8 protein-coding genes and 1 rRNA gene are annotated in these 11,302 nt (G+C 69.3%); 5 read left to right on the top strand and 4 right to left on the bottom strand.

Going from position 1 to position 11,302, the window contains the following annotated elements:
• Positions 1–86: ribosomal RNA gene (gene rrf, locus AB0B96_RS14395) — 5S ribosomal RNA — on the top strand; the annotation flags it as partial.
• A gap of 140 nt (positions 87–226) precedes the next feature.
• Here the strand turns inward: rrf and AB0B96_RS14390 are convergent.
• The 4 genes from AB0B96_RS14390 to AB0B96_RS14375 form a co-directional block, all read right to left on the bottom strand.
• On the bottom strand, positions 227–1,693 hold the full coding sequence (locus AB0B96_RS14390) for a phosphodiester glycosidase family protein (protein WP_362898756.1): 1,467 nt from the start codon (positions 1,691–1,693) through the stop codon (positions 227–229).
• 134 nt (positions 1,694–1,827) lie between these two features.
• The gene (locus AB0B96_RS14385) at positions 1,828–2,223 is read right to left on the bottom strand and encodes a cupin domain-containing protein (protein WP_350944822.1); all 396 of its coding nucleotides are present in this window, start codon (positions 2,221–2,223) and stop codon (positions 1,828–1,830) included.
• A gap of 9 nt (positions 2,224–2,232) precedes the next feature.
• Positions 2,233–3,858, bottom strand: coding sequence for a PucR family transcriptional regulator (locus AB0B96_RS14380; protein WP_350944821.1), 1,626 nt, complete (start codon positions 3,856–3,858; stop codon positions 2,233–2,235).
• A gap of 195 nt (positions 3,859–4,053) precedes the next feature.
• Positions 4,054–4,839: a TetR/AcrR family transcriptional regulator gene (locus AB0B96_RS14375; protein ID WP_362898753.1), complete on the bottom strand. Its 786-nt coding sequence runs from the start codon at positions 4,837–4,839 to the stop codon at positions 4,054–4,056.
• A 54-nt stretch (positions 4,840–4,893) separates the two neighbouring features.
• Between AB0B96_RS14375 and AB0B96_RS14370 the strand changes: the two genes are divergently transcribed.
• The 4 genes from AB0B96_RS14370 to AB0B96_RS14355 all read left to right on the top strand — a co-directional run bounded on the left by AB0B96_RS14370 (position 4,894) and on the right by AB0B96_RS14355 (position 11,110).
• Positions 4,894–6,405 (top strand): MFS transporter, encoded by a 1,512-nt coding sequence (locus tag AB0B96_RS14370; RefSeq protein WP_362898751.1) that lies wholly within the window; start codon positions 4,894–4,896, stop codon positions 6,403–6,405.
• Positions 6,406–6,919: 514 nt separating this feature from the next.
• Positions 6,920–8,218, top strand: coding sequence for an aspartate aminotransferase family protein (locus AB0B96_RS14365; protein WP_362898749.1), 1,299 nt, complete (start codon positions 6,920–6,922; stop codon positions 8,216–8,218).
• Positions 8,215–9,720, top strand: coding sequence for a CoA-acylating methylmalonate-semialdehyde dehydrogenase (locus tag AB0B96_RS14360; protein WP_362898747.1), 1,506 nt, complete (start codon positions 8,215–8,217; stop codon positions 9,718–9,720). Before AB0B96_RS14365 ends, AB0B96_RS14360 begins: the two co-directional genes overlap by 4 nt.
• Before the next feature lie 151 nt (positions 9,721–9,871).
• Positions 9,872–11,110 (top strand): extracellular solute-binding protein, encoded by a 1,239-nt coding sequence (locus tag AB0B96_RS14355; RefSeq protein WP_362898745.1) that lies wholly within the window; start codon positions 9,872–9,874, stop codon positions 11,108–11,110.
• Positions 11,111–11,302: the final 192 nt, after the last annotated feature.

Genomic DNA, 11,302 nt, shown 5'->3' with positions numbered 1-11,302 from the left:
GTTACATTCCGAACCCGGAAGTTAAGCTCTTCAGCGCCGATGGTACTGCACCGGGGACGGTGTGGGAGAGTAGGTCACCGCCGGACAATCTTTCATGAAAGGGCTCCCACTGTTTGGTGGGGGCCCTTTCGTGCTTTCCAGGGCCTTTTCTTTTCAACAGATCCCGGTAACGGAGAAGCTCCGGCCCTCAAGGACCGGAGCTTCTCCGTCACACCGCTGTTTCCCGTCAGGGGGTGATGAAGAGACCGTCACCCACGGTTCGCTCCGCGCCGTCCGAAGGCCGGTTCACGGGCTTGTGGTTGACGACCATCACACTGGAGCCGCCACCGTCGAAGTTGATGGCCTGCTTGGCTCCCAGCCACCGCATCAGCTGAGCGGCCTCCACCATCGAGGCGCCCACGCTGACTCCGGGGTTGCGTCCGTCGACCGTGGCCAGGATGAGCCCGCCCGACTTGTCGACGCCGACCATCGTGCGTGGGTGACGCCGGAGCATCATGTTGATCGAGGCGTGCCCGTCGGCCGCCGCGGTGATGCGTACCCGGCCGTTCCTGACCAGCCCGACCCCGCCGCCCATGATGTGTGTCTCCGGGGTGAGCGGTATGGCCCGCTGCGTGCGCAGGTCGATGACCTTCCCGTCCACCTTCATCCAGGTTCCCTGCCCGTGCTCCTGGAGCCAGACGGCCGCCAGGCCGGTGCCGTGGAGCAGGTAGGTGCCCCGGGCGACGATGCCGCCGGCCTGACGGACCTTGATGACCCTGCCGTCGGCGGCGTTGACGACGACCTCGATGCCGCCGTCGGCTGCTGTCTTGCCGCCGAACTCCTCGGTGTAGAGGACGAGCTCTTCGGCCCCGGCGGCCCGGTTGATGCCGTTGATCTCGGCCTTCGTCCCGTCGGAGGAGATCGCGGTGACCGTGGTCTTCAGCTCGGTGATCCGCGCCTTGCGGCCCTGGGTGATGACGAGACCGCTGCGGCCCGGCACGGCCTCGCTGAGGAGCCTGCCGCCCACGACGGACACACCGACCGGGTCGCCCTGGAGCGCCTTGGCCGTGTGGATGTTGAAGAAGCCGCCGTTGACCCCGGCGATGGCGCCGGCCAGCTTCGACATCGAGCTGGTGCTCTCGCGCTTGGCCACGCTCTTGCCGACGCTCGTCTTGAAGGATCCCTTGAACAGCTTCGGGTTGACCATCAGCACGCGCATGTCCCAGGGACCGGTGGTGTCTGTGCCGTCGTCGCCGAGATAGTCGGTCTTGGCCCGGACACCGGCTGCCTTGAGCTCCTTCACGACCTTGTCGGCCTTGGCCCGCTGGCCGAACGACCACAGGCCGGTCCTCACCATGTAACGCTCCACGGCGGGAGCGTCCGAGGCGGCGGGTTGCACGATTCTCAGAATTTCAGGGGCGAATCCGGCGTCCTCCATCGCCTGGGCCACCGTCTGTGCGGTGACCAGGGAACCGGCGTCATGCCCGTTGGGCATAAGAGCGGAAACTGTCCACCCTTGGGTGGATTTGCCGTGTTTCACACTAAAAAGGGTAATTCCCGGTGCCACGCTCTGCTGCTGCTTCACCGGCGCCATGCTCACACCCAGCGGGAACGCGGAGGAGGGAAACCCGACACTCGCCTGTTTCGCCTCGGCGGGAACCGCCACGGCGGTGAGTGTCAGGGTCATCAATCCGGCGACAAGGTGTCGCGACATGTGCATCTCTCCCCGTTGGTCTCCGATTTCGTGAACCATCGTGCCGAGATCTACGGGTCAAGGGGAGGTAAACGGGTGAAACATCCCAAGAAAGTGTTGTTGCTCACGCTGGAGGTTCCGCGTACCTGATTCCGTCAGCCCACGCAGTGGTACACCTTGCGCAGCGTCTCGTGGACGATCCAGACGGTCTTGGCACCCTCGGCGAGCAGGCAGACCGATCCGGGCACGAGCTCCAGGGTGGCGCCGCCGTCGACTTCCAGTGTGGCGCGACCGGACAGGACCACGAACATCTCGTCACGTTCCACATCGACGACCGTGCCCGGTGTGATCTCCCAGATGCCCCGGCTCTGCCTGCCGTCCGGTGAGGACCACAACTCGATCGACGAGACGCGCGGAGAACCCGCCAGGATCTGGTGGGGCTCCAGCTCTTCCGGTGACAGCCGTACGTCGTCGGTGGGGACGGAGAACGCCCCGGCGGCGGCGACCATCCGGGTCAGATCGGCGGTCTCGGGAACGAAGATCTCGGGCATGGGGACCTTTCAGGAACGGGGACTGTCTCTCCGGAAGGACTCCAGAGCCAGGAGGGCGACGTGGAGGGAGAGACAGGATTCGACATCGTCCAGATCGGTGTCGAGGACGCGCTCCAACCTGCGGAGACGGTCGTAGAAGGCGGGTCTGGACAGATGGGCTCTCTGGGCGGCGACGGCCTTGTTGCGACCCGAGTCGAGATAGACCCGCAGGATCCCGGTGAGGTCGCCGCCGCGCTGGGCGTCGTGGGCGAGCAGCGGTCCGAGCTCGCGCTCCGCGAAGGTCTGCAGCCGGGCGTCGTCGCGCAGAAGATGGAGCAGTCCTCTCAGGCGAAGGTCGGGCAGCCGGTAGAAGGCGCGGCCGTCGGGGTGTCTGACGGCCACGTCGGAGACCTGCTCGGCCTCCAGGAAACTTCTCCGTACGTCGCGGATCGACTCGACCAGGGAGCCGGCGGCGAGGACGAAGGGGACGGTGAAGGCCGCGCGCAGGTGATCGGCGAGCGTGGTCAGCGCGGCCTCGGGGAGGACGCGCGGCGGAAGGGGGAGCAGGACGCCGACCCGATTCTGGTCCAGGGCGCCGACGAGGGCGGGAAGGCGGGCCTCGCGGCAGGCGGCGGCGGCCGCGTCCGCCAGCTCGCCGAGTTGGATGAGCTGCTCCTGGCCCTCGAGCGGCTTGTCCGCGGGCTCGGCCAGGCGGAGCACCACGCTGATGAGCTTGCGTCCGGTGAGCGACACACCGACCGCGCGGGCGCGTGCCGCGGCCTCCTCGGGGTCGGCGTACGCGTGGGTGAGGATTCCGGTGATGATCGTGCCGTGCGCCTGACGTTCCAGTGACTCCTGGTGGCGCTCCAGCAGGCGGCCCAGGGCGAGGGTGGTCGCGGCGCGCTCGGCGAGCACGATGTCGCGCGGCCCCGGCTCCGTGTCGCAGAGGATGATCAGGCGGCCCCAGTCCTGGCCGCGTGCGCCGACCATGGTGACCAGCCAGCCGGAGGCGGCATCGTAGGCGGTGCGCAGGTCGGGCGCGACCGCGCGGGAGCGGGTCTCCCAGCCCGCGAGCAGGGAGCCGGTGTCGCGGCCGGCGGTCTCGCAGGCCAGCACCTGGTGGGCGAGGTTCTCCAGCAACGCGGGGCGCCCGGACAGCCTCGTCACCTGGCCCAGGACATCCGCCGGAGAGGCGCCCTCGACCGACAGCTCGGTGAAGACCTCGTGCAGCTGCTCGGAGGCGCGGAGCTCCTCCAGCTGGATGTCGATGATCCGGGCGTGCACCGACTCGGTGATCTGCACGAACGGTGTCTCCCTGGCCAGGGTGACCAGAGGCAGGCCGTGCTCCTCGGCGGCGCGGACCACGGCGCCGGGCAGCTCCCCGATGAACTTGCGGCCCAGTTCCACGATCAGTCCCGAGGCGCCCACGGCGACGAGCTCGGCGATGTAGTCGGCGAGCTTGCGGGGATCGTCGGGCAGGGCGATGCCGGTGGTGAGCACGAGCTCGCCTCCGCGCAGCAGGTGCGCGATGTCGGTCACCTCGCCCACGTGCACCCAGCGCACCCGGCTGTCCAGCCGGTCGGCCCCCGCCACGACCCGTGGATTGCCCCGACGGACGGTGTCCAGGGCGAGGACGTCGGCGACGGTAGGGAGCACGTGTCGAGAATATCCGATCAGCATGTAAGCGCGAGGGGGTCACGCTTTACAGCCTGTTTGTCCCACCCTCCCCGCCACCTGCTTTCCCCCGCGAGCGCGGTCACCGCTCGGCTCCCGTGGGGGCGGTCCAAGGATCGAAGACCCGCGCTGCGGCGGCCCTTACTCCATCGCCACCCCTCACCCGCTCTTGCGTGCCTACCGGCGTGACTCCCCGGTTTCTTCGATGTCCGCGCCGGGTGCCGAGCGGCTCCGCGGCGCCAGAGGTGGGGTGGCGCGGTTCAGGCGGGCATCCAGTCCGTCGAGGAAGCAGGTCAGGCCGAACTCGAAGTTGAGCGCCCTGGCGGAGTCGACGTCCATGCACCGGTACTCGGCGTAGCGGGCGGCCAGCTCGGGGTAGTCGGCCGCAGCCTTCTCCACCACGGGCTGCAGGGCCTCGTTCAGTTCGTTGGAGTCGAGGCCCGCCTTGGCGGTCATCGCCCGCCAGGAGATTTCGGGCGCGGTGACCCCGAGCACGTACGCCAGAAGCGTCGAGGCGGCGTGGTCCTGGTCGAGGCCGCGGAACCCGGCGTGGTCGAAGGTGGCGACGAGTCGGCTCATCATCCGCATCGCGTTGGGGCCGATGGCGGGGGTCGTCCCGATGTAGCTGATGACCCAGGGGTGTGCGAAGAGCGCCTGGCGGATGGAGTACGCGAAGGAGGAGGCGACGTTGCGCCAGGTGGTCTCCCGGACGTCCGGAATGTCGAACTCGCCGTAGACCTCGTCGAGGACCAGCTCAAGCAACTCGTCCTTGTTCGCCACGTGCCAGTAGATGCTGGTCGTCCCCGAGCCGAGCTTGGCGCCCAGGCGGCGCATGCTCAGTGCGTCCAGCCCTTCGGCGTCGAGCAGCTCCATCGCCGTGCGCACGATCTGCGTGCGGCTGAGGGTGGGACTCTTCGCGGTGCGCCGCTCACGGGTCCAGACGGAGCTGAATTGCTGTTCCACTCCTCAAGCATAAATCTTGTAGCACACTGTTCGAGTTTATCGTACGGTGTGCGAGTGGAATCGAACACTGTACGAGTCGAACGTGATCCGAGGCGCTGGTGGATCCTCGGAGTGCTCTGTCTGAGCCTGCTTGTCCTCGTGGTGGACAACACCGTCCTGAACCTGGCGATCCCCGCCCTCATGGTCGATCTGGGGGCGAGCCCGGCAGACATCCAGTGGATCATCGATGCCTATGTCCTGGTCTTCGCGGGGCTGCTGCTCACCTCCGGCAGCCTGTCGGACCGTTACGGTCGCAAGCGCTTCCTGATCATCGGTCTGGTGCTGTTCGGCGGCGCCTCGCTGCTCGCCGTGCTGGTCACCGAGCCCTGGCACCTGATCGGCGCCCGCGCGCTCATGGGCGTCGGCGGCTCCATCCTCATGCCGAGCACCCTGTCGATCCTGATCACCGTCTTCGACGACGAGGAACGCCGCAAGGCGATCGCCGCGTGGAGCGCGGTGGCGATGGTCGGCGTGATCGCCGGTCCCACGCTGGGCGGCTTCCTGCTCGAACACTACTGGTGGGGATCGATCTTCCTGCTCAACGTGCCGGTCGCGATCGTCGCCGTGATCGCCGCGGCGCTGCTGATGCCCGAGTCGCGCGGTCCGGCGAGAAGGCTCGACCCGGTCGGCGTCGTGCTGTCCACGACCGGCATGAGTGCCCTCGTCTACGTGGTCATCTCCGCGCCGACCGCGGGCTGGACCTCGGCGGAGTCGCTGGTCGCCGCCGGGCTGGCGGTGGTGGCGCTGGGGGCGTTCGTGATCTGGGAGCTCAGGACGGAGCACCCGATGCTTCCGCTGGAGCTGTTCCGCGACCGGAACTTCAGCGGGGCGTCGTTCTCGATCGTGCTGATGTCGTTCGGCACGGGAGCGCTGCTGCTGATGCTCACCCAGTACCTGCAGTTCGTGCTGGGCTACAGTCCGATGCGCGCCGGTCTCGCGCTGCTGCCGTACGCCGTGGCCGCCGCGGTGTTCAACGGGGTCGGCGCCGCGCTGGGGCAGAAGGTCAGCAACCGGATGCTGGTCGCCGTCGGCCTCGCCGTGATGGCCGGCGGGTTCGGGGTGCTCGCCGTCATGACCGCCGACACCGGGTACGGCCTGCTGATCACCGGCCTCATGCTGATGGGGGTCGGCGGGGGTCTGGCGGGACCCGCGGCCTACGCGACGCTGATGGGGGCGGTACCGCCCGCGCACGCCGGTGTCGGGTCGGCGCTCAACGACACCGTCCAGCAGGTCGGCATGGCGCTGAGCGTCGCCGTGCTCGGCAGCGTGCTGGCCGGGGTCTACACCACGTCGATGCCCGACGACGCCCCGGCCGCCGCGCGCGAGTCGATCGGTGAGGCGCTGCGACTGGGGGACGGGGGAGTGATCGAGACCGCGCGTGAGGCGTTCGTCTCGGCCATGTCGTTCGGCTCCTGGGTGGGGGTCGGCTTCACCCTCGCCGCCGCCACGCTGGCGTTCCTGGTGCTGCGCCCCGCGCCCGTGTCCGGGGCCGGTACGGAGGAAGGGCTGGTGAAGGCGGGGAGCTGAGAGGCCGTCCAGGTCGTCGGCCCCGTGCGGCTCGCGCCACGCCGAGGACGGCGCGAGCCGCACGGGGGCCGGGACGGGGCTCAGGTCGCCCGCGCTCCGGCGTGGGACGCGAGCCGCACGGGCTCCGCCGCGGGATGCGAGGGCGCCGTGGGATGCGAGCCGCACGGGCTCCCAGTGCCCCACGGCTTAGGTTTCAGGGATCGTTGCAACACCTGATCAGTTCAGGGGTTGCAGCGTTCGAGATTCGTGGCGTTCGGTCGCCGCAGGGGCGAAAGAAGCTCCTGGCGCCAGCCAGTTGATCACCTGTGTTGCAACGCCCCCTTGAAACCGCCCGGCCGCGTCAGGGACCTTTCCCGGCGGAGCGGACGACCGCCTCCGGTGCCCCTCGGTGCCCTACCGCCCTCAGGGTGAGGGTGATCCTCACGGGCAGAACCTGACAGTGTGCAGGGTTTGGCGGCGATATGCCGACATATTGTAGGTATGAGCGATGGCCCCGAGAGGCGATACTCGATGTATGTCGGACCTCCTTGCGCGCCATCGCGCGGTAATGCCCAACTGGCTGGCCCTTTACTACGACGAGCCCATCGAGATCGTCTCGGGCAAGGGAAACCGCGTCGTCGACGCGTCGGGCAAGAGCTATCTCGACTTCTTCGCGGGCATCCTGACCAACATGATCGGGTACGACGTGCCCGAGGTGCGCGAGGCCGTCGAGCGGCAGATCGCCACCGGTGTGGTGCACACCTCCACGGTCTACCTGCTGCGCGGTCAGGTGGAGCTGGCCGAGAAGATCGCGAGGCTCTCCGGCATCCCGGACGCGAAGGTCTTCTTCACCAACTCCGGCACCGAGGCGAACGAGACCGCTCTGCTGCTGGCGACCTACGCGCGTAAGTCCGACCAGGTGTTCGCCATGCGGCAGAGCTACCACGGCCGCTCCTTCGGAGCGGTCAGCGTCACGAGCAACCGCGCGTGGAAGAACAACTCGCTGTCACCGCTGAACGTGCACTTCCTGCACGGCGCCGACCGGCATCTCACCCGGTTCCGCGGCCTGTCCGACGCCGACTACATCGCGGCGTGCGTCGACGACCTGCGCCACGTGCTCTCCACCGTCGTCGCCGGCGACGTGGCGGCGCTGATCGCCGAGCCGATCCAGGGGGTGGGCGGTTTCACCATGCCTCCCGACGGGCTGTTCGCCGCCTACCAGGAGGTCCTCGACGCCGAGGGCATCCTGTTCATCTCCGACGAGGTGCAGACCGGCTGGGGGCGCACCGGCTCGGCCTTCTTCGGCATCCAGAACCACGGCGTCACGCCCGACATGATGACCTTCGCCAAGGGGCTGGGCAACGGCTTCGCGGTCGGCGGCGTCGTCGCCCGCGGCGACCTGATGGACAACCTCCACGCCGTGGGACTGGCCACCTTCGGCGGCAACCCGATCTCCATGGCCGCCGCCAACGCCACCCTGGACTACGTCCTCGACCACGACCTGCAGGCGAACGCCGCGAGGACCGGCGCCCTGATCATCGACGGGCTCCGTGCGGCGGCGCCGAGGCTGCCGATCGTCGGCGACGTCCGCGGCAAGGGCCTGATGTTCGCCGTCGAGCTGGTCGACCCGGCGACCGGCGAACCCTCGCCGGCCCTCGCCACCCGGTTCATGGAGGAGACCAGGAAGTCCGGCCTGCTCGCGGGCAAGGGCGGCCTGAAGGGCAACGTGCTCCGGATGGCCCCGCCGCTCACCCTCTCCCTCGACGAGGCCGCGGACGGCCTCGGGATCATCGTCAGCGCGCTCGAAACCATCAACGCCGAGGTCGTCTCGTGAAGAACGTCACCCACTGGATCGGCGGAGGCCCCGTCGAAGGCTCCGACCGTACTTCGGAGATCTTCGACCCCGCGACAGGGGAGGTCGCGGGCCGCGTCCACCTCGCGTCCGTGGGCGAGGTGGACGCGGCCGTGGCCGCCGCCGTCGAGGCCTGGCCCGCCTGGCGGGACGCCTCGCTGGTCAAGCGCTCGCAGGTGCTGTTCCGCTTCAGGGAGCTGATGTACGCCAACCGCGACGAGCTGGCCCGTCTCATCTCCGAGGAGCACGGCAAGGTCCACTCCGACGCGCTGGGCGAGGTCGCGAGGGGCCTGGAGGTCGTGGAGTTCGCCTGTGGCATCCCGCACCTGCTCAAGGGCGGTTTCTCCGAGGGCGTCTCCACCCGGGTCGACTCCTACTCGATCCGGCAGCCGCTGGGCGTCGTGGCCGGGATCACCCCGTTCAACTTCCCGGCGATGGTGCCGATGTGGATGTTCCCGATCGCGATCGCCGCGGGCAACGCCTTCGTCCTCAAGCCGTCGGAGAAGGACCCCTCGGCGTCGCTGCTGATGGCCGCGCTGTGGAAGGAGGCCGGGCTGCCCGACGGCGTCTTCAACGTCGTCCAGGGCGACAAGGTGGCGGTGGACCGGCTGCTGGAGCACCCGGACGTGCGCGCGGTCTCGTTCGTCGGGTCCACGCCCATCGCGAGGTACGTCTACGAGACCGGCACCTCCCACGGCAAGCGGGTCCAGGCGCTCGGCGGCGCCAAGAACCACATGCTCGTCCTGCCCGACGCCGACCTCGACCTCGTCGCCGACGCGGCGGTGTCGGCCGGTTTCGGCTCGGCGGGGGAGCGCTGCATGGCGATCTCCGTCGTGCTCGCCGTGGATCCGGTCGGGGACGAGCTGGTCGACAAGATCGTCTCTCGGGTCTCCGCGCTCACCGTCGGTCCCGGCGATGACCCGTCCTCCCAGATGGGACCTCTCGTCACCGGGGTCCACCGCGACAAGGTCGTCTCCTACCTCGACCTGGGCGTTTCCGAAGGCGCCAAGCTCGTCGTGGACGGCCGCCTGACCCCCGTCCTCGGGGGCGGTGCCGCCCAGGACACGGCCGGATTCTGGCTCGGCCCCACGGTCCTCGACCACGTGGCCGCCGGCTCCCGGGTCCACCGGGAGGAGATCTTCGGCCCGGTCCTGTCGATCGTCCGCGTCTCCTCGTACGAGGAGGGCCTGGAGCTGATCAACGGTGGTGAGTTCGGCAACGGCACCGCGATCTTCACCAACGACGGCGGCGCGGCCCGGCGTTTCCAGAACGAGGTGGAGGTCGGCATGATCGGCATCAATGTGCCGATCCCGGTGCCGATGGCCTTCTACAGCTTCGGCGGCTGGAAGGCATCGCTCTTCGGGGACACCCACGTCCACGGGGCCGAGGGCGTGCACTTCTACACCCGGGGCAAGGTCGTCACCTCCCGATGGCTCGACCCGAGCCACGGTGGCGTCAACCTCGGCTTCCCGACCAACGGGTAGCCTCCGACCCGCGAGGCCCGCGCCCCTCCTGCCGGGGCGTGGGCCTCGCGTCTTTTTCCGCCCCTTTCTCGGTGCGACATGCGGACACCCGGGGTGGGCGCGGGCCGGTAGGCTCCCGGGCAGGTCGGTGGCGATGTCGGGAGGAAACCTCGTGGGCCTCGTGGGCAGGGACAGGCTTCGCCTGGCGCGGCTGGGAGCGCTGTTCGGAGTGGGCGTGCTCGCGCTCGCCGCCTGCGCCCAGGCGGGGGCCACGACCACGGCGAGGCCGATGCGCGGCCCCTCGTCCTCCGCGACACCCGTCACCCCCTCCGCGACGCCCACCGCCGCGACCCGTGCGGCCAGTCCGAGCCCGACGCCTTCGCCGTCCATCGGCGAGGGCGAGGGCACGCTGCGGGTGCTCACCTTCCAGGGGTACGTCGAGTACGGCGGGACCAGTTCGCAGGTCAACTGGCTCACGCCCTTCGAGCGGGAGAGCGGCTGCGTCGTCAAGCTCGACCGGGTCCGTACGAGCGAGGAGATGGCCGTCAGGTTCGCCACCGGCGCCTACGACGCCGTCTCACCCGCTCCCGACCTGGCGGGGCTGCTGGTGGCGCAGGGGAAGGTGGCGCCGCTGGAGACGGCGTTGGTCGACGACTACCGGCGGATCCCCAGGCGGCTGCGCGAGCTGCCCGGCCTGCGCGAGGACGGCAAGGTCTACGGCATCCCCTACCTGTGGGGGGTCAACCGGGTCCTCTACGAGGAGGGCAGGCCCGAAGGGCCGTCGGCGCTCTACGAAACGTCCTCCGCGGCGATCAGGAACAGCCCGCTGAGCATCGCCGACGCCGCGCTCGCCCTCGGCGGGAGGCGTCCCGGGTCGAAGACCGAGGATCCGTTCCAGCTCACTTCCGCGCAGCTCGACGCCGCCCTGAGGCTCCTCGCCGAGGGCGAGGGTCCCGACCGGGTTTACTGGGACGGCTCACTCGACCTGGTCAGGGCCCTGTCGGCGGGACCGGTGCGGATCGCCCAGGCCCTCCCGTACCACCTGGACCTCTTCCGGCGCGCGGGCCGGCCGATGAAGGCGCTGGAGGGGGTGCCGATGACCGGGTGGGTCGACTCGTGGATGCTCGCGGCGAAGCCCGCCAGCCCCAACTGCGGCTACCGGTGGCTGAACTGGGTGAGTTCGGCGTCGGCGCAGCGCCCCGCCGCGGCCTGGACCGGGCTGGCCCCGGCCAATCCGGAGGCGTGTGGCGGTCACGCCCGTCGGATGTGCGAGATCTACCACGTGCGAGACAGCCGGTGGCTGCGCGATGTCGTCTTCGCCACCCGCCCGACGCGCGATTGCGGGGGTCGTGGTGGGGAATGCACCGATTACACCGAGTGGGCGGAGCGCTGGAAGCAGCTCCTGAAGTGACCGGTTTCCCGCCGGTCCGAGCGTGAAGGGCCGCGGGCCCGTCCTTCCCTCCTCGTGACACTCGTCTCCAGCCATGCCCGCATATCTCGCGTTTTGCCGCGCTTTTCGTTGTCGTGATCGTGTTTGGCGATGGATTCGGTGGGAAAATCATGGTCTCAATATCGACTGGTTGACCAGTCAGTGGGTAGTCTG

It is taken from the genome of Streptosporangium sp. NPDC049046 (assembly GCF_040649155.1).
In the GTDB taxonomy this organism is placed as follows: Bacteria; Actinomycetota; Actinomycetes; order Streptosporangiales; family Streptosporangiaceae; genus Streptosporangium.
Note: the sequence above shows the minus strand (reverse complement) of the source record. Positions and strands in the feature narration are given on the sequence as shown.

What these genes read in the sequence shown, in the direction of transcription:
- AB0B96_RS14390 (WP_362898756.1), bottom strand. Translation starts at nt 1,693, where the DNA reads ATGTCGCGACACCTTGTCGCCGGATTGATGACCCTGACACTCACCGCC.
- AB0B96_RS14385 (WP_350944822.1), bottom strand. Translation starts at nt 2,223, where the DNA reads ATGCCCGAGATCTTCGTTCCCGAGACCGCCGATCTGACCCGGATGGTC.
- AB0B96_RS14365 (WP_362898749.1), top strand. Translation starts at nt 6,920, where the DNA reads ATGTCGGACCTCCTTGCGCGCCATCGCGCGGTAATGCCCAACTGGCTG.